The sequence below is a fragment of the Psychrobacter sp. 1Y6 genome (genome assembly GCF_052258385.2).
In the GTDB taxonomy this organism is placed as follows: domain Bacteria; phylum Pseudomonadota; class Gammaproteobacteria; order Pseudomonadales; family Moraxellaceae; genus Psychrobacter.
Genome location: NZ_JBQQEW020000001.1, coordinates 246,396 through 271,047 on the forward strand (window position 1 = coordinate 246,396; position 24,652 = coordinate 271,047).

Annotated in this window: 22 protein-coding genes; 10 read left to right on the plus strand and 12 right to left on the minus strand. The window is 43.4% G+C overall.

The features are described 5' to 3' along the window. Positions 1–4 precede the first annotated feature (4 nt). Entirely contained in the window at positions 5–433 is a 429-nt protein-coding gene (locus ACTXGF_RS14680; RefSeq protein ID WP_397477888.1) for an MAPEG family protein, read from the plus strand. A 45-nt stretch (positions 434–478) separates the two neighbouring features. Here ACTXGF_RS14680 and ACTXGF_RS14685 read toward each other — a convergent pair whose 3' ends face one another. The 7 genes from ACTXGF_RS14685 to ACTXGF_RS14715 form a co-directional block, all read right to left on the minus strand. Continuing rightward, positions 479–1,513 carry a tRNA dihydrouridine synthase gene (locus ACTXGF_RS14685; protein WP_443534968.1) on the minus strand — a complete coding sequence of 345 codons (1,035 nt, stop codon included), beginning with the start codon at positions 1,511–1,513 and terminating at the stop codon, positions 479–481. 75 nt (positions 1,514–1,588) lie between these two features. Then, positions 1,589–3,088: a UvrD-helicase domain-containing protein gene (locus ACTXGF_RS14690; RefSeq protein WP_443534966.1), complete on the minus strand. Its 1,500-nt coding sequence runs from the start codon at positions 3,086–3,088 to the stop codon at positions 1,589–1,591. A 216-nt stretch (positions 3,089–3,304) separates the two neighbouring features. Then, on the minus strand, positions 3,305–4,192 hold the full coding sequence (gene tatC / locus ACTXGF_RS14695) for a twin-arginine translocase subunit TatC (RefSeq protein ID WP_443534965.1): 888 nt from the start codon (positions 4,190–4,192) through the stop codon (positions 3,305–3,307). Further along, positions 4,192–4,902: a Sec-independent protein translocase protein TatB gene (gene tatB, locus ACTXGF_RS14700; RefSeq protein ID WP_443534963.1), complete on the minus strand. Its 711-nt coding sequence runs from the start codon at positions 4,900–4,902 to the stop codon at positions 4,192–4,194. The genes tatC and tatB overlap by 1 nt, the downstream gene beginning before the upstream one ends. A 26-nt stretch (positions 4,903–4,928) precedes the next feature. Beyond that, complete coding sequence (tatA, locus tag ACTXGF_RS14705; RefSeq protein WP_057761945.1) at positions 4,929–5,168, minus strand: Sec-independent protein translocase subunit TatA; 240 nt, start codon at positions 5,166–5,168, stop codon at positions 4,929–4,931. A 191-nt stretch (positions 5,169–5,359) separates the two neighbouring features. Then, complete coding sequence (gene hisIE, locus ACTXGF_RS14710; RefSeq protein WP_443534961.1) at positions 5,360–6,220, minus strand: bifunctional phosphoribosyl-AMP cyclohydrolase/phosphoribosyl-ATP diphosphatase HisIE; 861 nt, start codon at positions 6,218–6,220, stop codon at positions 5,360–5,362. A gap of 189 nt (positions 6,221–6,409) precedes the next feature. Continuing rightward, positions 6,410–6,853: a thioesterase family protein gene (locus ACTXGF_RS14715; protein WP_443534959.1), complete on the minus strand. Its 444-nt coding sequence runs from the start codon at positions 6,851–6,853 to the stop codon at positions 6,410–6,412. A gap of 466 nt (positions 6,854–7,319) precedes the next feature. Between ACTXGF_RS14715 and rpmI the strand changes: the two genes are divergently transcribed. The 5 genes from rpmI (at position 7,320) to ACTXGF_RS14740 (ending at position 12,479) form a co-directional block, all read left to right on the plus strand. Next, complete coding sequence (gene rpmI / locus ACTXGF_RS14720; protein ID WP_057761939.1) at positions 7,320–7,517, plus strand: 50S ribosomal protein L35; 198 nt, start codon at positions 7,320–7,322, stop codon at positions 7,515–7,517. A gap of 119 nt (positions 7,518–7,636) precedes the next feature. Then, positions 7,637–7,993 (plus strand): 50S ribosomal protein L20, encoded by a 357-nt coding sequence (rplT, locus tag ACTXGF_RS14725; protein WP_011281252.1) that lies wholly within the window; start codon positions 7,637–7,639, stop codon positions 7,991–7,993. A 327-nt stretch (positions 7,994–8,320) separates the two neighbouring features. Continuing rightward, positions 8,321–9,376 (plus strand): phenylalanine--tRNA ligase subunit alpha, encoded by a 1,056-nt coding sequence (gene pheS / locus ACTXGF_RS14730; protein ID WP_443534957.1) that lies wholly within the window; start codon positions 8,321–8,323, stop codon positions 9,374–9,376. 188 nt (positions 9,377–9,564) lie between these two features. Beyond that, the gene (gene pheT, locus ACTXGF_RS14735) at positions 9,565–11,964 is read left to right on the plus strand and encodes a phenylalanine--tRNA ligase subunit beta (RefSeq protein WP_443534955.1); all 2,400 of its coding nucleotides are present in this window, start codon (positions 9,565–9,567) and stop codon (positions 11,962–11,964) included. Between the two features lie 215 nt (positions 11,965–12,179). After that, entirely contained in the window at positions 12,180–12,479 is a 300-nt protein-coding gene (locus ACTXGF_RS14740) for an integration host factor subunit alpha (RefSeq protein WP_057761935.1), read from the plus strand. A 246-nt stretch (positions 12,480–12,725) separates the two neighbouring features. On the opposite strand, the gene ACTXGF_RS14745 is transcribed toward ACTXGF_RS14740, so the two are convergent. Next, on the minus strand, positions 12,726–13,082 hold the full coding sequence (locus tag ACTXGF_RS14745) for a hypothetical protein (RefSeq protein WP_057761933.1): 357 nt from the start codon (positions 13,080–13,082) through the stop codon (positions 12,726–12,728). Between the two features lie 551 nt (positions 13,083–13,633). Here ACTXGF_RS14745 and ypfJ point away from each other — a divergent pair. After that, positions 13,634–14,521, plus strand: coding sequence for a KPN_02809 family neutral zinc metallopeptidase (ypfJ, locus tag ACTXGF_RS14750; protein WP_443534954.1), 888 nt, complete (start codon positions 13,634–13,636; stop codon positions 14,519–14,521). A 196-nt stretch (positions 14,522–14,717) separates the two neighbouring features. Here the strand turns inward: ypfJ and ACTXGF_RS14755 are convergent, their stop codons facing one another. The 3 genes from ACTXGF_RS14755 to trxA all read right to left on the minus strand — a co-directional run bounded on the left by ACTXGF_RS14755 (position 14,718) and on the right by trxA (position 17,383). Continuing rightward, positions 14,718–14,945 (minus strand): YMGG-like glycine zipper-containing protein, encoded by a 228-nt coding sequence (locus ACTXGF_RS14755; protein ID WP_101204904.1) that lies wholly within the window; start codon positions 14,943–14,945, stop codon positions 14,718–14,720. A gap of 317 nt (positions 14,946–15,262) precedes the next feature. Beyond that, complete coding sequence (rho, locus tag ACTXGF_RS14760) at positions 15,263–16,531, minus strand: transcription termination factor Rho (RefSeq protein ID WP_055125334.1); 1,269 nt, start codon at positions 16,529–16,531, stop codon at positions 15,263–15,265. 525 nt (positions 16,532–17,056) lie between these two features. Then, positions 17,057–17,383, minus strand: coding sequence for a thioredoxin (gene trxA / locus ACTXGF_RS14765; protein ID WP_057761928.1), 327 nt, complete (start codon positions 17,381–17,383; stop codon positions 17,057–17,059). A 493-nt stretch (positions 17,384–17,876) separates the two neighbouring features. Here trxA and ACTXGF_RS14770 point away from each other — a divergent pair, with 493 nt between their 5' ends. Then, the gene (locus tag ACTXGF_RS14770) at positions 17,877–18,590 is read left to right on the plus strand and encodes an RluA family pseudouridine synthase (protein WP_443534952.1); all 714 of its coding nucleotides are present in this window, start codon (positions 17,877–17,879) and stop codon (positions 18,588–18,590) included. Positions 18,591–18,810: 220 nt separating this feature from the next. Next, the gene (locus ACTXGF_RS14775) at positions 18,811–20,313 is read left to right on the plus strand and encodes a flavin-containing monooxygenase (RefSeq protein WP_443535082.1); all 1,503 of its coding nucleotides are present in this window, start codon (positions 18,811–18,813) and stop codon (positions 20,311–20,313) included. A gap of 11 nt (positions 20,314–20,324) precedes the next feature. On the opposite strand, the gene ACTXGF_RS14780 is transcribed toward ACTXGF_RS14775, so the two are convergent. Then, positions 20,325–21,272, minus strand: a complete 948-nt coding sequence (locus ACTXGF_RS14780) for an NAD(P)-dependent oxidoreductase (protein WP_443534950.1) — start codon at positions 21,270–21,272, stop codon at positions 20,325–20,327. A 435-nt stretch (positions 21,273–21,707) separates the two neighbouring features. On the opposite strand from ACTXGF_RS14780, the gene rapA reads away from it, so the two are divergent. Beyond that, positions 21,708–24,596 (plus strand): RNA polymerase-associated protein RapA, encoded by a 2,889-nt coding sequence (gene rapA, locus ACTXGF_RS14785; RefSeq protein WP_185156624.1) that lies wholly within the window; start codon positions 21,708–21,710, stop codon positions 24,594–24,596. Positions 24,597–24,652 lie beyond the last annotated feature (56 nt).

A 24,652-nucleotide genomic window follows, 5' to 3' on the forward strand; every position in this document is an offset into this window, starting at 1 on the left:
TATAATGATAAGTGCATTCTTTGAGTTGGTAACTGATAAAGTGGCGTCTGCCATTTTAGCCATGGTGGTAGCAAGCCTACTACCATGGGCGGTGTCAGTCGTTGCAAAAGTATCTGGTGGCTTTAGAATCAGAAATAATGCACATCCTCGCGAATTTTTTCAAAATGCAACAGGCATGGCAGCACGTGCTAATGCAGCACAACAAAACAGTTATGAAACCTTGCCAGTATTCTTGGCAGCAGTATTGGTAGCGATGCTTTTCTTTGTACCGCAGTCGATTATCAACGTATTGGCTTGGCTGTATGTGATGATACGAATTGGTTTTTGTGTGGCGTATATTACTAACTTGGCAATGTTCCGCTCTATCCTCTGGGTACTATCAATGGCCTGCTGTCTGATGCTATTTTATTTAGCGATACGAGTCAGCGTCTAGTAAAAATACCCGTAACCGCCAAAACGCTCAAATACAAGCAAGTGATTAATCTCGTACGCTTGCTTGTAGGGCGCTAATAATCACCGCTTTATTTTTTTCTCGTTTGAGACTTTCCCACACTGTTTGTGCCTCAACATAGCCTTTGGTAAGCATTCCTAACCATTGCTTATAGCGTCCGACCAATACCACATCGTTCTTTGCCTCACCTTCCAAAAACTTAATCTGATGGGCAATCAAATCTTGCCATAACAATGTAGCCGTATTCTCTCCGCTGTCAGTACTTTTTTCAGTACAATTATCAACCTGTGCCACTAAATCAGGACGCGTTACTGCGCCGCGACCTAACATTAAATGCTGTGTACCTGCTTGCGTCATACAGTTTTGCGCATGCTCAAAGTTCCAAATTTCTCCATTGGCAATGACTGGAATATCGAGCGCATTAAAGCTCTGGATTTTGTCCCAATAGGCGGGCGGCTTATAGCCTTGGGTCTTAGTGCGTGCATGAATGGTTAGCCAGTCGGCACCACTTGCGGCAATTGCGCCGCGAATATCATCCATTCGACTGGTGTCGGTATAGCCCAGACGAATCTTAGCTGATACTGGTATATGAGCGGGAACGGCTTGGCGTACGGCATTGATAATCTGATACATGGTTTCAGGTTCATCTAACAATACAGAACCACCGCGATGGCTATTGACCGTTTTTGCCGGACAGCCAAAGTTGATGTCAATAGCAGGCGCACCAAGCTCACAAGCGTACGCGGCGTTTTCTGCCATCAGCTGCGCTTCGCTACCCAAAATCTGTACATGAATGGGTGTACTAGAGGCCGTTTTGGCATCATGTTGTAGCTCAGGCACATATTTATAAAACACATGCGCAGGCAAGACGTGCTGAGTGATGCGAATAAACTCACTGACTGACCAATCATAAGGACGGCCCAAATCTGAGGCAATCTGCGTTAAAATTTGCCGCATTAATGGATCGGTCAAGCCCTCCATAGGTGCGAGTAAACGCACGGGAGCTGCAAATAACTGATTAATAGTATTTTGACGTTCTTGAAGTTGCTGGCTATTATTCATGCTGGTGATTCACTGCTAAAGGGTCGTTATAAGAGAGATTGAATAAAACTTGAGACTGACAGAGGTGTAGGGTGATTAAGTATTACCAAAAATCACTTTTTTGCCCGTCTGTAATCCTGATATCAAGTCTTTAATATTATGAATATCCAAATTGCTTTGCGCGCGCGTGCAAGCAACGTAGAGCAAACGCAACTCTTCTGGGCTTATTTTGACCGCATTGGTGGTCACATCGTAGTAAAAATCATCATCTAGTTGTACTTTGCCCCATTCTAGCCCTTTGGCTTTATGAGCGGTAGAGATGACATAATCAGCATTTTCAATGCTAGTCAGACTATTGACCGCTTGGCTCAAGACGTTGGTCCCATGGTCATCGACCAGTTTAACCAGTGTTTTGAGATCGCTACCCTCATTGGTTTCGGCATATTCTTGCACATCACCCCAGTTATAAAAATACGCCAGCTCAGGTACACCGTAAGCTGATTTACCATTTTTTAAGTTTTCGGCTGCCTGACAGAATTTGAGCATACGGTCGGTATCTGCCTGTAGCGCCACGCGATGCCCGTGCTTTAAACCTGTCAACAGCTGCGACATGGCAGCAGCATTGGTACGGCACAAAATAGCATCTTTCTTACTATGTACCATGCCCTTATCGGTAGAGGATTGCTTGTTTGGATTGCCTTTTAACGGTACGTCCTCTTGTAGTGCTTTTAATAAGGTATTGGCCACTTCTGCAATCGGCTCACCGAATCTGAAAGACTGTGTCAATAACGTCTGCGGTAATGGTAGCTTTTTCATCGCATTGACCGCGCCGCGCCATTCATAAATCTGCTGATGCGCGTCGCCCACATAGATGACTTGTCTCGACTGCTGGGTCAAGATACCCATCATCAAGGGATCGGCATCCTGTGCTTCATCGAACAAGATAAAGTCCGCTGGAATACTAGGCTTAGACAACGCCCAGAGCTTGAGATAAATATCATGGCCAATACCAGCAGGGTGACGCGCATCAATCGACTGTAACCAGCGCTGCTCAACAGCAGGGTAGAGCATCTCGCGCAGCTGCTCTGCATCTGAGTCATCGAGCCAGCTTGGGAATAGTATGTGCCTTGGCGCAGGATAGCTGGCATGCGTGCTGCAAAAATTACTTACTGCATCGCTGACGAACCGAGACAATCGTGCGGGTGTCAGCCTAATGTATTTATTAACCCCATCCATCTGCCGACGCACTTGCACAGGCTGTAGTCCCAAATCATCACCGAGACGCTTAGGTGAAAAGCGCGGCAAAGATAGCTTGGCGGTAATATCACGAGCAACATGACGATAAGCTAATGAATGAAAAGTACGGCACTCTACATGCGGCGGAAACTTTGACCGAGCATCATTGGCAATCGCTTTGTTAAAAGCCAGATACAGTCCGCGGCCACGTAAGCGCTCACCGATTAGCTTGAGCGTCGTTGTCTTACCGGCGCCCGCATAAGCAACCACTTTAAACGACTTGTGATCCATCGCCATATTCAACGCGCTCAACTGCTCGTCAGTGGGATCGCTCATATAAGCTGGCATAGATGCGGACATAATAAAGCTACCTAAATACAAAAATTGATTAAAAACAAAAGGGGCAAAAAAAGCCACTGGGTAAACAATGGCTTATAGATGATGGTGATGCTAAAGCGTGATAGTAAGCAATCAGCTTACTAATGAGGCAAGAATAAAACGGTGTAATGGTAGTTTAACGCATAGCTATATGTAATCAATAACTTTATTTTAGTCTGGATTAGACTGGTAAGTGTTTTATTCTTTGTCTGTCGATACGAGAGTAGGACTGGGCTCTTCTTTGATTAAAATCTTCGCCAAAAACAAACCAAGCTCAAACAACAACCACATCGGAATCGCTAGCATGAGCATCGATACGCCATCTGGCGGCGTGACAACGGCAGCCACAGCAAAACAGCCCACAATGATATAACGACGTTTTTCTTCTAAGCTCTGAATGGAGACAATACCTGCCAATATCAATAGCAAAGTAACGACTGGAATTTCAAACGTTAAGCCAAATACCATAAATAGTTTTAAGGCAAAACTAAGATAGCTGTCGATATCTGTCATGGGTAGTACGTTTTGCGGGGCAAACATGATAAAGAACTTTAAGACCCCTTTGAGCACAATAAAGTAAGAAAAAGCCACACCTGCATAAAACAGAAATATAGAGGATAGCAGCACTGGAATAGCAATTTTCTTTTCTTTTTTATACAGACCGGGCGCTACAAATGACCAAATTTGATAAAGGATATAGGGCATCGCCAAAAACGCGGCTACAAATACGGTCAAACGTATCGGTGCCATAAAGTTTGACGTGATATCGGTGGCAATCATGGTCGAGTTGGCAGGTAACTGTGCAACCAGTGGGTCAGATAAAAAGTTGTATAGCTCGCGCGAATAGCCGACCAAACCTAAAAATATTATCAGTATCGCCACACATATCTTGATCAAATGCCGACGCAGCTCAATCAAATGCTCGGTAATAGGCATATCAGCCAAAGAGCTTAAAACATCGTCTGATGATTCGTTTTGAGTGCTATCAGTTGTTGCTTTATTGTCTTGATCAATGCCATCTAAAGCAGGATTATCTGAAACAGCGATTTTCTCTTGACGACTTTTTTTGCGCTTGAATAATGACATCAATCAGTCTCCTGCTTATGGTCAGAAGTCTGCATGTTGGCAGGACTGTTGAGTAGGGCATCAGCTTTATAGTTTGGCACATATGGTGGCATTGGAAGCCGACGTGCTTTGTCATAAGCGCCAAGTCGAAACCACATGTTTTCCCACGGTCGGGTAGTGATGGTCTGAACAACTGGTGCTGCCTTGGCGTTGTCACTCACATTTATATCATCTACATTTGAATCATTTATATCGTCACCGCTGTGACCGCGCTTCGATAATTGACCGTTTTCTATTGAATCTGACTGCTCGTCAGTGGCATAAGCATAGTCGAATGCTTTTGGTATGGCTGATTGCTGCTTTTGTGTGCGGTTATTTTCATCAGCTTCGTCGCCTTTGCTGTTTGCAGCATTCGTAGCAGTTACAGAATCTATCGAAGCAGGACTATGTGAGCTTTCAAAAGCTTTCATATTGCCGCGCATCTCAGCCATCTCACGCCTCATTTCAGCTTCAGTCTGGCGAATTTTTGCAAGCTCTTTTTGCATTTGCTGGCGTGTCTCAGCCAAGTCAAGCTCAGCCTCTATTTCAGACTGCAATGTTGAGACTGTACGGCGAATTTTGGCGTACCATTGCCCAGCCGTGCGCGCTGCCTGCGGCAGTTTTTCTGGGCCCAGTACGATTAGGGCGATAACGCCAAAGAGAAGTAGTTCAGAAAACCCGATATCAAACATAATGGTCCGATGTCACTGTTTAGATGCTATACGTTATGCTTATCATCAACCTTAGTGGTTGAGCGCTCTTCAGTGTGTGCCGTCGCATCGTGGTCAAGAACCGCGTGTTTTTTGGCATGCTCTGTATTTTCATCTTTAACAGCTTCTTTAAAGCCTTTCACAGCACCGCCCAAATCTTTACCAGCATTTCTGAGTTTTGAGGTGCCAAACACGACAACGACAACGACCAATAGTATCAGCCAATGTGTAATAGAAAAACTACCCATAATGGTATCCTTGTGACCTGGTTTTCAGTATTTATATGCCTACTTTTAGTTTGCAAAAAGGTCCAACTATCAAACAAAAAGCATCGACATATAATGCGAGATAAAACAGAGCTATATTATAACCTGCACTTATTACAAATAGGTGAAAGCAACAATAATCAAATAAAATAGACGTTATTTTTTATTTAGGCTTATCTAGCGGCTTTTTCATCGATACCGGATAACCCAAAACGTCTGCCTAGCTCGTTTAACACGGCATCCGACTCTATATCAAACCAGGCCAGTCCGACCAAAGTGTGGAACCAGACATCTGCGACTTCATAGATCAGCTCATGACGCGCTTCATCATAGCTTGCTTTATCTATACTCTCATCGCAGTTAGCAAAATCTTTGGCAGCAATGATGCTCTCTGTACTTTCTTCACCAACTTTTTCTAATATTTTATTTAATCCTTTGGCGTACAGGCTGGCCACATAAGAGCTGTCGGCATCGGCTTGTTTGCGCTCTGCTAATACGCTATCAAGCTGCTGTAGTACAGAGGCTTTATCGACTTGTGCTTGAGCAGTATCAGATTGCGATTGAGACATATCAGTAGAATTAGTATTCGCGCCAGTGTTTTCAGTTTCATGAGTGTCGCTAGTAGATTCATGAGAATGATAAATATCCACAGGGTCTTTTAGTACTTTATCGACGGTTTGCCATTCAGGCGTTTGACCTGATAAATCCAACCGCTGATAAAAGCACGACTCACGTCCCGTATGGCAAGCAATGCCGCCAGCCTGAGTCACACTAAGCACAATCACATCTGCATCACAGTCTAGACGAATATCATGCACAGTTTGCGTATGACCTGATGACTCACCTTTGTGCCACAGCTTAGCACGCGAGCGCGAAAAATAAACCGCTGTTTGGGTTTGCGCAGTGAGCTGTAATGCCTCTGCATTCATCCACGCCATCATCAAAATACGACCTGTCTGATGATCTTGAGCAATTGCAGGAATCAAACCATCATCATTAAAAGTTACGGCAGTCAGCCAAGCAGGTAAAGTCATAATGTATTCGTCGTCTTATAGGTAGAAAGTGGAAAAGAGTGATAAGCAATTATACTACTTATGATTAAAGCGGGGAGATTATCTGAAATGCTCTGCAATATACTAACAGCTAGCAATATGATGTCAGCTAAATGCGCTATAGAGTGCAACTATGCTAAATGACAGCATACTACTTGTATTCAAGCGATTCTACAGTCTAAATAAATGCGGATACAACGCTTCTTTGATCGTGTTATCAAGCTTGGTCACTTTATTGAGGTTAAAGTCGTAACCTCTAAAATGCTGGCACGCTTTTGCTACTATCTCGCCCGTGTGCATTCGCGTGACCTTTAGAATTATATTACCGCCATTATCATATATTGGCTCGACACCAACTTCAAATAACAGCTCTTCTCGTACGCGGATACGGCTTACAATATCTAGCTGCAATTTATCAATAATCAAGCCTTGATGGTCTGCATTGATTTCTTTAACACCTTTAGCATATAGAAACCTTAGCCGTGCTTCGGACAATAGCGCTGTCAGAGATTCGACCGTCATATGCTGTACTGCGTCGGCTTCAGTATGACGCACACGCATCACTGTCTCAAAAACAAACAAGTCGTCGTCAAATACTAACTCTTGTTTTGACACACTATCTCCTAGAGTGATGGCCAAAGATTGTTCTATTTATCGTGCTGTAGGTTAGTAGCACTGTTATCGTTATAGCTATACATTACAGCGTAAATACTTATGGTGGATAAGGTGGTTTTAATAGTGTTTATATGAAGATAAGGTGGTTTTAATAGTGTTTATATGAAGATATAGCTCAGTCTCTACTTAAGCACAGCTTAGGCTGACATTCAATCTATTTGAATAAAAATCAGCCGTTTTATTAAGGCTTTTAAGAGAGCTGCTATCGCTTATTTGATGCTGATTACTTGTATATATTGTCTACTAAAACCTCGCCAAAACTTTACTTGGCAAAACAAGGCACTATCTGCTAAAATAGCGCCTCCCACCTCGAGGCAAATAGAGGTTTAGTGGTTATTTATATAACGATTATTCAGTGTGACTATTTGACGACCAGGTTCTAAAACAGAAAAAGAGGCAAATCATCATGAAAGTTAAGATGAAAACCAGAAGCGGCGCAGCTAAACGCTTCAAAAAAACAGCGAATGGCTTCAAGCGTAAGCAAGCATTCAAAAGCCATATTTTGACCAAGAAATCAGCTAAGCGTATTCGCCAATTGCGTGGTCTTAAGTTGGTGCACAAGTCTGACGAAGCAGCAGTTCGTCGTATGTGCCCATACATTTAATAGCCTACCGTCATCTATCTTTGATTGAAAATATTTGACTTTGCAATCTGACAATGATGTTTGTTATTTAACGGCATCATCACTCGCTTAACAGTGATTAAAAAATCTTGGAGTAAATTATGGCCCGTGTAAAACGTGGTGTACAGGCAAATCGCCGTCACAAAAAAATCTTAAAGCGCGCAAAAGGCTACTACGGTGCCCGTTCACGTGTTTACCGCGTAGCGGTACAGGCAGTGACCAAAGCTGGTCAATATGCTTATCGTGACCGTCGCAACAAGAAACGTACTTTCCGTCGTCTTTGGATCGCACGTATCAATGCTGGTGCACGCTTAAACGGCTTAAGCTATAGCCGCTTCATCAATGGCATGAAAAAAGCAAACATTGCAATCGATCGTCGCGTTCTAGCAGACATCGCTATGCATGATGCAGCGACTTTCACAGCATTGGTCGAAAAAGCAAAAGCGGAATTGGCCTAAATATTAACCGTCCTTTGGGTATGATGCTTTTAAATAATTATTTATAAGCAATTGTCTAAATGGATAGGACTAATATTGATTAATAGTATGATATTAATAAAAGCTACCGCTGGTCGGTGGCTTTTTTTATATTAAATTATTTTAAGCGTGCTCTATATTGAACTTTGTTGAGCAAAAATACGCTTATTATTGTCTAAATATTCAAGCCATTCTTATAACCAGCCTTTGTATTAATCTTTTATATAAACATAGCTGGATAAATGGTTTGCAATATTTGGTCAAATCCCTACAATTAATAGTCCGTTCAAATCAGGAATAATGCGTCTTATGACTAACCCTGCTGCCACCAACGACTTGTCGGCGCTACCGACCTTGTCTTCAGAGCTTAATGAGCTTAATGAAGCTCAGCTTACCGAATTTGCAAATGCTGCTGAAGCTCTAATCCTACAAGTAACTGATGCGCGTACACTACAAGATTTACGTGTGCAATTGACTGGTAAAAAGAGTCCGTTAACGGGCTGGTCAAAGCAGATGGGTAAGCTTGATTCTGACGATAAAAAAACTTATGGCGGCTGGTTGCATCAAGTGCGTAGTCGCATTCAGCAAGCACTGACAGACCAACAGCAACAACTAGAAGTCGCAGCGCTCAATGCCAAGTTAGAGGCCGAGAGCATTGATATTACTTTGCCTGCTCGCGGTGGTCAAAAAGGTCATCTGCATCCAGTAACTATGATTACTCAGCGTATGCAGCAGTACTTTATTCAAGCGGGTTTCAATGTCGCAACTGGCCCTGAAGTCGAGAGTGACTACTATAATTTTGAAGCGTTGAATATCCCGTCGCACCATCCTGCGCGCGCGATGCATGATACTTTTTATTTCGATGCGCATTATCTATTGCGTACGCATACCAGTCCTGTCCAGATTCGTACCATGGAAAAAAATGAGCCGCCGATTCGCATCATTTGCCCAGGTCGTGTTTATCGTAACGACTCAGATCAAACTCATTCGCCGATGTTCCATCAGCTAGAAGGCCTTATGGTCACTGAGTCGAGCACTTTTGCTGAGCTAAAAGGTTTAATCAGTGAGTTTCTAGAAGCATTTTTTGCCAAAGAGCTGACCGTACGTTTCCGTCCGTCGTTTTTCCCATTCACTGAGCCGTCTGCAGAAGTGGATATCTTAGATGACAATGGCAAGTGGCTTGAAGTGATGGGCTGCGGCATGGTGCATCCACAAGTATTGACCAATTGCGGTATCGATAGCGATAAATACACTGGCTTTGCTTTTGGTATGGGTATCGAGCGCTTTGCGATGCTGTATTACGGTATTGATGACTTGCGCTTATTTTTCCAAAATGACGTGCGCTTCTTAAAGCAATTTGGCTAGAGTGTTCCTTATATCTATATAGTCAGTTCAAGATAATTTAGATCCAAGAAAGGTGAGTGAAAGTGCTACAAGTCGTAGACTGAGCGAGCCTGACGCTGTATCTAATTTATATAGGATTGACTATAGCAAGTGAATTCGCCAAGCTTTACTCCAACATCTTTATTATAAAATTCTGATCCGAGATATTTATGAAAATTAGCGAACAGTGGCTACGTCAGTGGGTAAACCCTACAAATACTAGCGAACAGTTAGCCGAACAGTTGACTATGGCAGGTCTTGAGATTGATGATCGCTATGCAGTCGCCCGTGCTTTTAGCGGTGTGGTTGTCGGTGAAGTCATCAGCGTTGAGCAGCATCCTGATGCAGATAAATTGCGTGTTACTCAGGTAAATATCGGTGACGCTGAGCCGCTACAAATTGTCTGCGGCGCGCCTAATGTGACCGTCGGTATGAAAGCACCGGTTGCTACCGTTGGTGCGGTATTGCCAAGCGATGATAAGAAAGGGTTTAAAATCAAAAAGAGTAAGCTACGCGGTGTGGCCTCAAACGGCATGCTATGCGGCGCTTCTGAAATTGATTTAGTCGATGATATAGATGGCTTGCTTGAATTACCAGAAGATGCACCAGTTGGTACGGATATCCGTGAATATCTAGGTCTAGATAATCAAATATTGGATATCTCAATCACCCCAAACCGTGGTGATTGCTTTAGCGTACGTGGTATCGCTCGCGAAATATCTGTCATTAACGACTTACCTGTACAAATGCCAGAAATCTCGGCCAATACCGCTGGCACTGCCGCAACACCAGCTGTGACAGTCGATGCAAAGGAAGCGTGCCCTCGCTATCTGTTGCAATCGATTCGTAATATTGATCGTAGCATCGATACTCCAAAATGGATGCAAGATGCGCTGGTACAGTCTGGTCTACGTTCACACAATTTCTTGGTCGATGTGACCAACTATGTATTGATGGAATTGGGTCAACCGTTACATGCGTTTGACGCAGACACGATCGAAGGTGATATCGTTGTACGTTTGGCACAGCCTGATGAAACCATTACTTTGCTGAATGAGCAAACCGTTACCTTGACCGGTGATGAGCTTGTGATTGCTGATGACAAAGGTGCCTTGGCACTGGCTGGTATCATGGGTGGTCAGCGTAGCAGTGTCACTGATAGCACTACCAATATCGTTGTAGAAAGCGCTTTCTTTAATCAGTTAGCCATTGCTGCGCGCGCACGTCGTTTCGGGCTACATACGGACGCATCACAGCGTTTTGAGCGTGGCGTCGACTTTGAATTGCCAGCATTGGCGTTGGCACGAGCCTGTGATTTAATCACCAGTATTACTGGCGGGGAGGCAGGACAAATAGTCACGGCCGAAAACCTTGAGAATTTGCCAGCACGCGCGCCAATTATATTGCCAATCGCGAAAGTTCGTGATGTCATTGGGATTGATATTGAACCATCTGAGATGGTACGTATCTTGACCCAATTGGGTTTTGACGTAGAGCAGCAGAGCGATTCACTGATTTGCAAGCCGCCATCTTATCGTTTTGATATGAGTATCCGCGAGGATTTAATCGAAGAAATTGCTCGTATCTATGGCTATGACAATATTCCAAGTGTCCTGCCACATTTGCAAGTCAGCATGGATTATGATGATACTGCAGATTTGACGCATGAGATGAAGCTATCATTAGTCGACAACGGCTATATGGAAGCGATCAGCTTTAGCTTTAGTGATGCAAAACTAGAAGCATTGCTTGATGACGAAGCGCTAGGGGAGGTATTGGCACTGGCAAACCCTATCTCTAGTGATTTGGCGGTTATGCGTCGTACCTTGCTATCGAGCCTATTGCCTTGTGTGCAATATAACTTAAATCGTCAACAGCCACGCGTACGTTTCTTTGAGACGGGTCTTAGCTTTGTTGGACAAAGTATTAGTGACTTAGTACAGACCCCAAGCATTGCTTTAGTCGCAGTTGGTGATATATGGAGCGAGCAAGCTTATCAAAACCGCGCCTTAGATTTTTATGACCTAAAGCATGATATTGAGCAGCTATTACCAGCTCAAATCGATAGCGCACGTATCCGCTACGAGCGTAGTACGCTAAGCTTCCTGCATCCAGGACAAAGCGCTGAGTTATATATCGATGATATATATGTTGGTTGGTTGGGTCAGTTGCACCCAAATACTGCTAAGCAATTGGACTTGCCTACTACATGGGTCGCTCAATTGTCACTGGCACCGTTATTGATGGTTGCACGTGAGCAGCATGCCATCACGACACCAAGCAAGTTCCCGCAAGTACGCCGCGATATTGCTATCTTGGTAGACAGTGACATCAGTTTGCAGACGCTAGAGACAACCGTGCGAGCTGCAGCAGGTAATATGCTGATTGATCTTTGGTTATTTGATGTCTATCAAGGTGACAAAGTACCAGCAGGCCAGCGCTCACTAGCGTTTGCACTGATATGGCAAGATAGTACGCAAACGTTGTCTGACGAAGCCGTCAAGACTGTCACAAATAAAGTGGTACAAGCGCTAACTGACCAGCATTCTGTACAGCTGCGCGACAGCTAACATTTAGTAAGTATTACACCCAATGCTCTGTAGTCTTTTTACCATGAAGCTACGGAGCATTGCTATTCATAGAATAAGTTAAGTGGTTATTAATAAAGGATTTTAATAAAGACTTTGTTAAAAAACGGTCAAAAAACCTTTATAATAGCTAGCCTTAACCCTCATACCGCTAAACCATGATATTCGACATCACGACATAGCATAGGAGTCGTACTGTGAGCACCTTAACCAAATCTGACATGATTGAGCATTTGATGAGTCACCTAAACCTAACACGCCAAGAAGGCCGCTGTCTGGTGGAGAACTTTTTTGATGAGCTGTCAGAGAGTTTGATTGATGGCAAAGAGGTCAAGCTTTCAGGCTTTGGCAACTTTGAGCTTAAAGACAAAAATAGCCGTCCAGGCCGTAACCCGAAAACAGGAGAGCCTGTGGCAGTATCCGCGCGCCGTGTGGTTACTTTCAAGACAGGGCAGAAATTTCGTCAGAAGGTTGACGAGCGTTTGTTTGATAGCTAATACCTAGTTTGGCACTGCGCTGAACGATAGTGTGTCTGTTTTATCGTGAGTTTATAAGAATGCTAGTGCGTATTTGCACTTAGTTATTTTTGCGTACATCTATATATTTCGATATTGCAGCATGCATCGTATATTAGGGTTATCTATAAAGTAGAGTCCTACTAAGATCATAAATGATAGACATAAAAAAAGAGAGCCTAGGCTCTCTTTTTTTTACTACAGTTTATCTATTGTATGAACAATAAATTACTGAGCTTCTTCAACTACTACTTCGTCAGAAGCTTCAACAGCAGCAGTATCAGTTTCGCTAGCTACGTCTACGCTAGTGGTGTCGCCGTCTACAGGAACTTCAGCGTCCATTTCGTCAGTAGCAGTTGCAGCTTGTGCATCAGCGATGTCAGCTTCAGCGCCAGCAACAGCAGCGTCAGCATCAGCAGTCATTTCGCCTTCAGCAGCAGCTTCGTTTAGCTCTTCAGAAGCGTCTTGCACTTCTTCTTGCGCGTCAGATAAATCTTCAGCAGCGTTTTCTTTGCTGCTATCACAGGCAGTAAGGCCCATAGTTGCAGTCATGATACCAGCTAGAGCAAGTAATTTAAGTTTCATATGGTTTTCTCCGGAAAAATGAAATGAGCAGTAGCAGCAACAAAGGTCGAAATCCGAGATTTCTCAGAATTCAGCTAGTCTTAGTCACAGCTACTCAGCTTCCACGCATTCTATAGGTTTTCTAAGTAAATAGAAATAGCCTGTACAATTAAGTAACAATAAAATTTAAAATAACATTTTACTTTGGCTATCCGATATACTTTTTAATACAAGAAGCCAAATTAATCGACGTATAATCAAAGACATGAGAAGGGTGGAGAGCTTTTCTGGTTCCTGTTTCTTATCTGAAATAGTCGATATTAGCCCCGTTTTTATGGGTAAGAATTGAATTAAATAGTCTGATTATCGTCCTATATTACATAAATCCTAGTTAAGTTAGCAATTTTATAGGTTTCTACTTGCTTTTAGGATAGTAGACTAGGTCATAGCGTAAATTGACTGGCTAAATAATATATAACATAAGTAATGATTAATGATTAATAGAAGTAGTGGCTAATAGAGATAGTGGTTAATAGAAATAATGAATCAATCTATATTTGAGGAATAGAATTATGAAATGGCAAGGTAGACGAGGCAGCTCGAATGTGCGCTCTAGCACAGGTGGCAGTAAGATGATCGGCGGTGGTATCGGTGGTATTATTATCGCTGGTATCTTGTGGTTGGTATTTGGGGTAAACCCAATGACCGCATTACAGACAGGTCAAGCGGTTACAGGTGGTGGCAGTGAGTCATCTACCGAGCTTGCAACCAGCACAGACCGAGACACACAGTTTGTAAAAGTTGTACTAGCAGATACAGAAGAAGTCTGGCATCAAATCTTTAATGAAGCTGGTAGTACTTATCAAGAACCGTCATTGATTTTGTTTAATGGTCAGGTCAGCTCAGCATGTGGTAGTGCTAGCTCTGCAACCGGTCCATTTTATTGTCCAGGGGATCAGACTGTTTATTTGGATACGTCATTCTTTGTAGAGATGCGTCAGAATCTTGGTATTTCAGGCGATCAGCAAGGCTCTGGTGGTGAAGAGAACCAAGGCAAGGCTGGCGATTTCGCACAGGCCTACGTGATAGCGCATGAGGTCGGTCATCATGTTCAGACGCTACTGGGCATTAGCCAACAGGTCAATGAAGCTCGTCAGCAAGTGACCCAAGCACAGTCCAATAAGCTATCAGTATTGCAAGAGTTGCAAGCGGATTGTTTTGCTGGTGTATGGGCACAGCGCAATCAAGAGCGTGTACAGTTTTTAGAAGCTGGAGATCTTGATGAAGCGGTGAATGCAGCTAGTCAAATTGGTGATGATCGTCTAGCGAAAGCGAGTGGTGGTGCAGTAGTGCCCGATAACTTTACTCATGGTACCAGTCAACAACGTGTCGAATGGTTCACCCGTGGTCTAGAAAGCGGTAATGTACAATCTTGCGATACGTTCAGCGGTGCACTTTAATGGCCATATGTATTAATAACTGTGTATTTGACTAATGATGTATTTCTAATACTAATGTTTTTGATTATAAGTCTAGCGCATGGACTTATAATCAAAATTAAGACATAAAAAAGTCTGCAACGAATTGCAGGCTTTTTTATCATCTTTTATCTGATATTACTCAATCAATTGTCAAATAATATCAGCGTAGAAAGATTTAGTTGTTGTCAAGAACATAACCACCAGCACCGCCAATCGCTGCACCAGCCAATGCGCCACGAGCGATATCTTTGCTGTCGCCTTTGCTTCTAATAAGAGCACCAGCGGCTGCGCCAGCGGTAGCACCTTTAGCTGTGTTGCTCATACCGCTATAAGAGTTACAACCAGTCATGATTAGTGCTGAGCTAGTAATTGCAGTCATTGCGATCGTTTTAGCAAATTTCATATTATCACCTATTAAGTCATCAAGTTTAAAATACAATACCTTCAAAATATTGTGTCCATGATATTTTCAAGTATATTCCTACTGCCTGTCATAATAGTCGGTTACTAATAATATAGTCGTAGTAAAAACGCTAAACTTTGCAAATGAGATGTAAGCGATGTTGCCGTACTGTATCATCGGCAATGGCTGTGAACGACAGAGCAGCATAGTTTAGTTGGCTTAACTATTAATATTTTGATGCTGCCATAAAAAAGACTACCTATAGGTAGTCTTAATATCAAATCGAAGCTAAATATGGCTAGCAAACTAATCAAGAATTAGTTTTGTGATTTACGCTTCATTTGCTCAAAAAATTCATCGTTGGTTTTCGCTTCTTTTAGGCGATCCAATAAGAACTCAGTAGCTTGTACGCCATCCATCGGTTGAAGTAGTTTGCGTAAAATCCATACTTTACGCAGCTTGTCTTCGTCCAATAGACGCTCTTCGCGGCGTGTACCAGATTTTTTGATATTAATCGCAGGGAATACACGTTTCTCAGCCAAGTCACGCTCAAGCGTAATCTCTTGGTTACCCGTTCCCTTAAATTCTTCAAAAATAACGCTATCCATCTTACTACCAGTATCAATCAATGCACTGGCAATAATGGTCAAACTACCACCTTCTTCCACGTTACGCGCAGCACCAAAGAAACGTTTTGGACGTTCTAGAGCATTGGCATCTAGACCACCCGTCAATACTTTGCCTGATGATGGGATAACCGTGTTATAAGCACGCGCTAAACGCGTAATTGAATCAAGTAAAATCACTACGTCTTGCTTGTGTTCAACCAAACGTTTGGCTTTTTCGATGACCATTTCAGCAACTTGTACGTGACGCTGTGGCGGCTCATCAAAAGTAGAAGCAACCACTTCACCGCGTACTGTACGTACCATTTCGGTGACTTCTTCTGGACGCTCATCAATCAATAGTACGATCAAATAGCATTCAGGATTATTACGAGTGATTGATTGCGCGATGGTCTGTAGCAACATCGTTTTACCCGCTTTTGGCGGTGCGACGATGATAGAACGCTGACCTTTACCAATCGGTGCAATCAAGTCGATGATACGACCAGTCAAATCTTCAGTGGTTCCGTTACCAAGCTCAAGTTTTAAATGCTCAGTTGGGAATAGGGGCGTCAGGTTCTCGAAGATAAGCTTATGACGTGAGCGATCTGGCGTATCAAAGTTAATTTCGCCAACTTTTAATAATGCAAAATAACGCTCAGAATCTTTTGGTGGACGAATCGTACCAGCGATACTGTCACCAGTTTTTAGACTGAAACGGCGAATTTGGCTAGGGCTGACATAAATATCATCAGGACCGGCTAAATATGAGCCTTCTGATGAGCGCAAAAATCCAAAACCATCAGGAAGAACCTCAAGTACGCCGTCACCATAGATGGCTTCACCGTTACGCGCATGGGTTTTTAGAATAGCAAAGATAATGTCCTGTTTACGGCTACGCGCCATATTATCAAGACCCATTTCTTTGGCGATAGCCAATAGCTCAGCGATTGATTTTTTCTTTAATTCAGTAAGATTCATAGATAGGTCATTAGCAATTGATCAGATGAGAGATGCCATTAGCAGCACAAGTCACGACAGTGATTAAAATAACGGTAATATGATGATATGGGTGTGTGCACAGCGCTGTAGTTTATGTAGTTTTGGTTTTATATGTCTGCTTATGTACGCATTGCCATGATTGGATGCAAGGTAATAAGAAATAAGGATAAAAAAGGCTACATAAGAGTCTGCGTCAAAAACTCAATATCAGTAATTGCGTTTAGTCATTTTGTTCAGCAATGGTGTTTATAATGACGATTGTGTTTTTGTTGATAAACACGAGGAGAATAGCGACAAGATACTTAGGAAAACAGTTGGTTTTCTCTTGTCAGCAGACTATACGGTCTTCACAATAGCGTTGTCAATAAATTTTGCCAAAAAAGTCACATTATCGAGTTTTTTGCACAAAAAACAAGCAAAAAAGCCACTATCTTGGTTAGATAATGGCTTTCTCGGTTATTCTATTTTACTCGCTCAAGATAATCTAAAGCGAGCAAATTTAACTTATAAATGCTTGTCTAGTACTTTAGCCAATTCAGCTTTTGGTTGTAGGCCCATTACTGAATCAACTTTTTCGCCATCTTTGAATACAAATAGTGTTGGGATGTTACGAATACCAAAACGGCTGGCCGCTTGTGGGTTGTTGTCTACGTCTACTTTCACGATTTTAACTTTACCTTGGTACTCAGTCGCTAGATCTTCTAAAATAGGAGCGATGGCTTTACAAGGACCACACCATGGCGCCCAGAAGTCTACTAATACAGGTACGTCTGATTGTAGAACGTCTTGATCAAAGTCTGTGTCGGTAGTATGTACAATAAGGTCTGACATAATTTTATCTCTCTTGTTTTATTACTTCTATCACCACTCATCAACCTATATATTGGTTTAATAATAAATCAGTTGGTGGTCAAAGAATTGTTTAGAAGGGGTGAAAATGTGCCATTATATTAACATGTTTGCCCTAATTTGACAGATACAGGCTGGTTAAATTGTTTAACAACTAGTATTAGCACAATAAATCGAAACGGTGCAGCACAAGAGTGTCTAATCTGTTATTTAATACGATTATCCTTATCAAAGTATGTATCTCAGCCAGATAGAAGTCTTATGTTTACCTCATTTATATAGTAGTTATTGATTAGTAGCTAGTGATTACATCTAGCGATATTAATAACGTTAAAAATCAGCCAAATTTTTGCCCTTTTGTCCAAATAACCATTGTTCTTAAAATGGCTATCGTGCCAAATATAGCTATCGTGTCCAAAAGATTAGCCACCAAAAATCCTTATCTTAAAACCAATTTACATAAGTAGTTAATTTTATGCCTTTTACCGATGAAGAAGTAAACGCCCTCAATGCCCAAGAAAGCGCTTATCCACTTGAGTTCTTTAAAAATTTTGCGCAAGAAATTACGGTTTATGAAGACGATGATATTTGGGTGGTAGATAAACCTGCAGGCCTATTAAGCGTCGATGGTAAAACACTCAAAGTTAGCCTACTTGCTCGTCTTGAGCGTGCCAATCCAGCCGTCAAATTAATTCACCGCTTAGATATGGACACGTCGGGACTGCTTATTTTTGCAAAAAATGCAGCAGCGCAAACCAATATCAGTAAGCAATTCATCGAGCGTCTACCGCAAAAGAAATACCAAGCACGTGTTTTTGGTAAGTGGGAGCAGGTCGGCGCAACTGGTGAGATATCAGTGCCAGTACGCTATGAGCCAAGTACCAAACCGCGCCATATCGTCGATCACGACTGGTCAAAGCATGCGCTGACGCTATACGAAGTTGTGGCTCACGAAACCTGTAATGGTGAGGCAGTCACTCGTGTCATGCTAAAGCCAGTCACGGGTCGTAGCCATCAGCTACGCGTACATATGGTCCATGTCGATCATGTGATGATTGGCGATCCGATTTATGCTGAAGGTGCCGCACTAGAGATAGCACCAAGGCTCAACTTACATGCACAGCAATTGCGTTTAAAGCATCCAGTACTGGGTGCTTGGATGGACTGGGAAAGTCCCTGCCCGTTTTAAATCGTTAGATTTTGCCACTTGCTGTCAATAGATGCGATAAACAACGGCTATAAAGCCAGCTATAAAATGCCAGTCATGCAAATACAAGGATGAAAGTATGCTTGATATCACCACTACCAAACAGGCCATCAAAAACCGCTTTAAAGGTAAAAAGTCAAAGACGGATAAGGTAGCCGACTATGAGGTATTGATTATCGGTGCGGGTATCGCAGGTATTGGTATGGCTTGCCGTTTACAGCAACAGCAGCACAAAGGCCTGTTCGGCCATAAAGCTCCCCAAAAGCCAAAGCAGGTAAGTTCGACTAATAAGCAAAAACCTCTACAGCGCTTTGCTATCTTAGAAAAGCGTGCTGATTTGGGTGGTACATGGGATTTATTTACCTATCCCGGGATTCGCTCTGACTCTGACGCCTTGACCTTTGGCTATAACTTTAGGCCGTGGCTTGATTATAGAATGCTTGCAGCAGGCGATGATATCAAGCGCTATATCGCCGATACGGCACGCGAGTTTGGGGTGACCGAAAATATCCACTATCAGCATGAAGTTCAGCAGATATCATGGTCTAGTGAGGATCAACAGTGGTCAGCAACCATCAAAAATCATGCAAACGGTGAGAGGTTTGTTAAGACTGCCAAGTTTATCGTAGGTGCCACTGGTTATTATGATTATGAGCAAGGCTATCGTCCTCATTTTGAAGGAGAGGAGGATTTTCACGGTCAAATCGTCCATCCACAGCACTGGAATAATCTAGACTATAATGATAAAAAAGTCGTCGTTATTGGTAGTGGTGCCACGGCGATGACGTTGCTACCTGCGCTAGTAGATCAGGACGGTGCTCAGTGTGCGCGTCATGTCACGATGCTGCAGCGTACGCCGACCTATGTGGCAAGCGTGCCGGGTGATGATCATGCTATTGATTGGCTATCTGGCAAGTTTTCACCATTATCAAAAGAGCAGGCCTATACGGTATTACGCGCGCGCAATGTGTTACGGCAACAAGGCCTGTACAAAGTTGCGACTCATGCACCCAAGGTGATGAAGGCAGTCTTAAAAAATGGAGTAAAAAAAGAGTTAAAGGGTAGCGGCGTTGATAGCAACCATTTTATGCCTGACTATAATCCGTGGGATCAACGAGTATGCGCGGTACCTGACGGTGATTTATTCAAAGCCCTGCAGGACAAACGTGCAACAGTGGTAACCGATCAAATCAGCCACTTTACTGAAACAGGAGTTATGCTGCAATCTGGCCAGCATCTCGACGCTGATATCATCGTTACCGCGACTGGCTTAAAGCTACAGATGTTGGGCGGGGCAGCGGTATATATCGATGGTCAAGCTGTCGATATTGGCACGCGTATGACCTACAAAGCGGTTATGATAGAAGGCATACCTAATCTGGCGGCACTGTTTGGCTATACCAATGCCTCGTGGACGCTTAAAATTGACTTGGCTTGTCAGTATGTAGTGAGGCTGCTGGGATATATGCATAAAAACCGTTATCAAGTCGCCATGCCACAAGCACAGACTGACGATATGACAGCCTGTGCTCAAGCAGATACCGTAATGGGTTCGCTATCGTCTGGTTATGTCAGACGCGGCAAAGACGAGCTACCTAAGCAAGGCGAGCGCTATCCTTGGTTCGTGACCAACAACTATCTAAGCGATCGAATCATGCTTAAGTATCGTAAGATAAAAGACGACTGGTTACGGTTTAGTCGTTAGTATCTTGGTAATTATTGATGATGGTTGTCGATGAAATCGGCCACTTGCTTGCTTAACATCTGCCACAAGGTCTCTTGGGCGCTTTTGCTGCCCCATGCATTGTGCGGACTAAAGATAACTCGCGGATGGTCGCTGATACTGAGCAATGGGTCATCGTCAGCGATCGGTTCTTGTTCAAACACATCGCTAGCATAGCCGATGATTTGCTCACTATTGATCGCGTCAGTTAATGCTTGGCTATCAACGATGCCGCCACGTGCGACGTTGACGATGAGCGGCTGTTTAACCATTTTCGCCAGAGCATCTTTGTTAATAAGATGCTCAGTTTTTTCATTTAATGGACAGTGCAGACTGATCACATCCGCACGTGCTAGCACTTCATCAAACGCAGTATAGTCGTCGCTGCGTGGTTCGCGTCCTTGGTGTTCTGCCCATAGTACGGTCATACCAAAGGCACGAGCAATCTCGGTCACGCGCTTGCCGATAGTGCCAATACCAATAATACCTAGCGTCTTATCCTCCAAATCAATCAGCGGAATATCTAGCAGGCAAAAATTGCCGTTTGCCAGCCATGTGCCATCAGCGACTTTCTGATGATAATGAATACCAGCACGCATCGCTGTCAGCATGAGCATAAAGGTATGCTCGGGTACGCTTTTGACCGCATAACCAGCGACATTGGACAGCGCAACACAGTGCTTATCGCAAGCCTCTTGATCGACGTTGTTCATGCCAGTAGCAGTCAGCTGGATCAGCTTAAGTTTCGGTAGTTGCTCTATCACTTCCGCACCGATTTGTACTTTATTAGTGATAATAATATCAGCATCTTTGCAACGCTCAATGATGACAGACGTGTCTTTTGGCGTGTCGTTATAAGTGATGTAATCGCTCACACCTATTGGCGCTGGCAGGTCAATACCTTCAGAAAACGTACCTTTATCTAAAAAAACGGCTTGCATGGCTAGTCCTTACTTATTGTTGTCTTATAGATAGTTAGCGAATAAACGGCTATTGCATGAATCCTTATCGGCTTAATGTAGCACGTTGGTATTTTTAGTCAAAAACGAATCGGCCAAATATCGATCGAATAGATATAAGCTGCTGATAAAATAGGATAATCTGTATTATTTAACAATCGTGTATTTGTCTGACATAGTAACGATCAAATAGCTGATAAAATCATAGCTATCGCAAGCTGCCTCTTGAAAATTCAACTTAACGCACTCATCTACCCGCTAACGTTATATAATGGTGTGACTGAGCTGCTGGCTCTACTAAGATTACGACATTTATTTTGCGTCTATTGACGATTTAAGTTCTTTGTAATCTTACCGCTAACACAATCTACCATTGCTATCTAAATTTCATTATCTGAGTACAAAAGACATCGCCTTATGACTATCTCTATTGCTTCATTGCACAGTACTGAATTCGCCGTTGGTCAACGTTATTTATCTGATACGGAGTCTGAGCTTGGCTTAGGTGTGGTCATCGATGTTGACGACCGATGTGTGCATATTTTATTTCCGCAAAGTGAAGAGACACGCGTCTACGCAAAAAACTCTGCGCCATTATCGCGCGTGGTATTTAAAGTAGGCGATAGCATCTACGATCAAGATGGCAAAAGCTATACGGTCAATGCTGTTGATGAAGTAATGGGCGTACTGAAATATGGCGTCGATGAGCACGAGCGCGGCATCATGGAAACCCGCCTTGCTGCCAATATCACGTTGGCCAAGCCGCTTGAGCGTTTGCTTGCTGGCCGTATTGAACGTGGTGACTGGTATGAGCTGCGTCAAGATATCTTGCGCATGCAGTCGGCGCTGGCAGGTCATCCACTAAAAGGCCTAATGGGTGCACGTGTCGATATCATCGAGCATCAGCTATATATCGCACATGAAGTCGGCAAGCGTATCGCGCCGCGTGTACTACTGGCTGATGAGGTTGGCCTTGGTAAAACTATCGAAGCGGGCATGATTATTCATCAGCAGTTGCTAACAGGCAAAGCTGAACGTGTGTTGATTTTGGTGCCAGATAGTTTGCAGTATCAATGGATGATTGAGTTACGTCGTCGCTTTAATCTGAATTTTGCCTTGTTTGACTTGGTGCGTACTGCAGCTATTAAAGAACACGACCCTGAACAAAACGTCTTTGCCACTGAGCAATGTATCATTGGTGGCATGGATCTGTTACTCGATCACCCAGACTTATATGACCAAGCGATGGATGCAGGGTTTGATTTATTGGTTGTTGATGAAGCGCATCATCTGCATTGGGATGAAGCACAGGGCGGCAATGATAAGTATGACTTGATTGCAGATTTCGCAGAAGAAACGCCGGGTGTGATGCTATTGACAGCAACGCCGGAGCAGCTTGGTGCGCAAAGTCACTTTGCCCGTTTGCGTTTGCTTGATCCAGATCGTTTTGATGATTTGGATGAATTTATCGATGGGCAAGAAGCTTTTGCAGAGACAGCAGCAGTTGCTGGTGTCTTGATAGAAGAAAAGCCATTGAATGAAGGCCAAATCGCTGCCTTGAGTAGCTTGCTAGACATTAGTATTGAAGAACTATCTTCAATCAATGAAGATGAAAAACTGCGTACACATGCGCTAAACGAGCTATTAGATCGTCATGGTACAGGTCGTATTTTGTTCCGTAATACTCGTGAGAGTGTGAAAGGTTTCTATGGCCGCAGTAGCCAGCCATATCCATTGCCACTTCCTGAGGCATGGAAAGACAGCTATCAAACCAATGGTAAGTTGCGTGAGCAGCTATGGGGCGAAGAAAACCAACCAGATGGTGGCTGGCTAGAAGATGACCCACGTGTTTCTTGGTTGATTGATATTTTGCGCGGTGAGCTTAAGCATCAAAAAGTGCTATTAATCGCTCGTAGTGGTGCGACGGTAGAGAGTTTAGAAGCGGTATTGCGTCTGCATGCGGGCATTAAGACAGCTATATTTACTGAGCAAATGACTTTGCTTGAGCGTGACCAAGCGGCCGCATTCTTTGCAGATAGTGAAGGCGCGCAGATACTACTATGCTCAGAGATTGGTTCAGAAGGTCGTAACTTCCAGTTTGCAAGCCAGTTGATACTATGGGATCTACCTGCTAATCCAGATACGTTAGAGCAACGTATCGGTCGTCTAGATCGTATCGGTCAGACTCAGCAAATCATGCTACATGTGCCTTATGTACAAGGTACAGCGCAAGAGCGTCTGTATCAGTGGTATAACGATGCGCTGAACATGTTCAATCAGATATCGCCAACTGCCCAAAGCGTGCAAGAGCAATATATCCAAGAGCTCAAGCCAATGCTTGAGGGTGCTGATACCGCTGAAAATAATGTCATCTTGCAAGACATCATTGACGAGGCGCTACAGACACGTTTGGGGCTAGAAGCACAGCTACAAGCTGGTCGTGACCGTCTGCTAGAGTACAACTCATGCCGTCCGCGTGTCGCAGGTCGTATCGCCGATGCTATGCGTGACTTTGATGGTAATAATTTGCTGCCACACTTTATCGAGCGTTTCTTTGCGTCTGCCAATATCGATCACAACATTCAACGTGATGGCTCGTGGGTGATCGCACCAATCGATAGCACCGAAATTAGCGACTATATTGATGGTTTGCCACTTGGTGATGAAGACGGTATGACGTTGACTTTTGAGCGTGAGCAAGCGCTTCAACGTGAAGACATCGAGTTTATCACTCACGAGCATCCATTGATGCGTGCGATTTATGAGCTAGCGAGCACTAGTACCTTTGGTAACACCACGGTTGCCATGCTAAAAAGTGCCGCGGTTCCGCAAGGTATGGTACTGCTAGAGGTGAACTTCCGTGTTGAAGCAATCGCGCCAAAAGTGCTCAATCTGCCAGCGACTTTGTCCACACAAAATATCCGTGTCTTTATCAGTGAGCAGGGCAGTGATTTATCGGCTCGTATCAGTGCTGAGATGATTATGCCGCACGTTGAGCGATTGGATAAAAACCGTGCTCGCCAAGTCATTAAAGTACGCGGCGATGTGATTGAGCAGCGTTATTACGAAGCTGAAGACATTGCTCGTCAGCAGATTGCTGAGATTGGTGAGCAAGCAAGTAGCCGCTTTAGCCAGCAGTGGTCACGTGAAATCAAGCGTCTAAAACATCTACAGACGATCAATCCAAACGTACGTCCTGAAGAGATTGAGCGTCTAGAGCAGCTTAAAGCTCAAGGTGAGCAAGCACTTGGTAACTTGTCATTAGTACCGGATTCTATTCGCGTACTCGTAGCAGTTAAGCCATAAATCCATTGTAATAAAAACAAAAAAAGCATACTACTTTAAAGTAGTATGCTTTTTTT

Excerpts from the sequence above, each read along its gene's own strand:
- ACTXGF_RS14680 (WP_397477888.1), top strand. The coding sequence starts at position 5 with ATGATAAGTGCATTCTTTGAGTTGGTAACTGATAAAGTGGCGTCTGCC.
- ACTXGF_RS14685 (WP_443534968.1), bottom strand. The coding sequence starts at position 1,513 with ATGAATAATAGCCAGCAACTTCAAGAACGTCAAAATACTATTAATCAG.
- ACTXGF_RS14690 (WP_443534966.1), bottom strand. The coding sequence starts at position 3,088 with ATGTCCGCATCTATGCCAGCTTATATGAGCGATCCCACTGACGAGCAG.
- tatC (WP_443534965.1), bottom strand. The coding sequence starts at position 4,192 with ATGTCATTATTCAAGCGCAAAAAAAGTCGTCAAGAGAAAATCGCTGTT.
- tatB (WP_443534963.1), bottom strand. The coding sequence starts at position 4,902 with ATGTTTGATATCGGGTTTTCTGAACTACTTCTCTTTGGCGTTATCGCC.
- tatA (WP_057761945.1), bottom strand. The coding sequence starts at position 5,168 with ATGGGTAGTTTTTCTATTACACATTGGCTGATACTATTGGTCGTTGTC.
- hisIE (WP_443534961.1), bottom strand. The coding sequence starts at position 6,220 with ATGACTTTACCTGCTTGGCTGACTGCCGTAACTTTTAATGATGATGGT.
- rpmI (WP_057761939.1), top strand. The coding sequence starts at position 7,320 with ATGAAAGTTAAGATGAAAACCAGAAGCGGCGCAGCTAAACGCTTCAAA.
- rplT (WP_011281252.1), top strand. The coding sequence starts at position 7,637 with ATGGCCCGTGTAAAACGTGGTGTACAGGCAAATCGCCGTCACAAAAAA.
- pheS (WP_443534957.1), top strand. The coding sequence starts at position 8,321 with ATGACTAACCCTGCTGCCACCAACGACTTGTCGGCGCTACCGACCTTG.
- pheT (WP_443534955.1), top strand. The coding sequence starts at position 9,565 with ATGAAAATTAGCGAACAGTGGCTACGTCAGTGGGTAAACCCTACAAAT.
- ACTXGF_RS14745 (WP_057761933.1), bottom strand. The coding sequence starts at position 13,082 with ATGAAACTTAAATTACTTGCTCTAGCTGGTATCATGACTGCAACTATG.
- ypfJ (WP_443534954.1), top strand. The coding sequence starts at position 13,634 with ATGAAATGGCAAGGTAGACGAGGCAGCTCGAATGTGCGCTCTAGCACA.
- ACTXGF_RS14755 (WP_101204904.1), bottom strand. The coding sequence starts at position 14,945 with ATGAAATTTGCTAAAACGATCGCAATGACTGCAATTACTAGCTCAGCA.
- rho (WP_055125334.1), bottom strand. The coding sequence starts at position 16,531 with ATGAATCTTACTGAATTAAAGAAAAAATCAATCGCTGAGCTATTGGCT.
- trxA (WP_057761928.1), bottom strand. The coding sequence starts at position 17,383 with ATGTCAGACCTTATTGTACATACTACCGACACAGACTTTGATCAAGAC.
- ACTXGF_RS14770 (WP_443534952.1), top strand. The coding sequence starts at position 17,877 with ATGCCTTTTACCGATGAAGAAGTAAACGCCCTCAATGCCCAAGAAAGC.
- ACTXGF_RS14775 (WP_443535082.1), top strand. The coding sequence starts at position 18,811 with ATGGCTTGCCGTTTACAGCAACAGCAGCACAAAGGCCTGTTCGGCCAT.
- ACTXGF_RS14780 (WP_443534950.1), bottom strand. The coding sequence starts at position 21,272 with ATGCAAGCCGTTTTTTTAGATAAAGGTACGTTTTCTGAAGGTATTGAC.
- rapA (WP_185156624.1), top strand. The coding sequence starts at position 21,708 with ATGACTATCTCTATTGCTTCATTGCACAGTACTGAATTCGCCGTTGGT.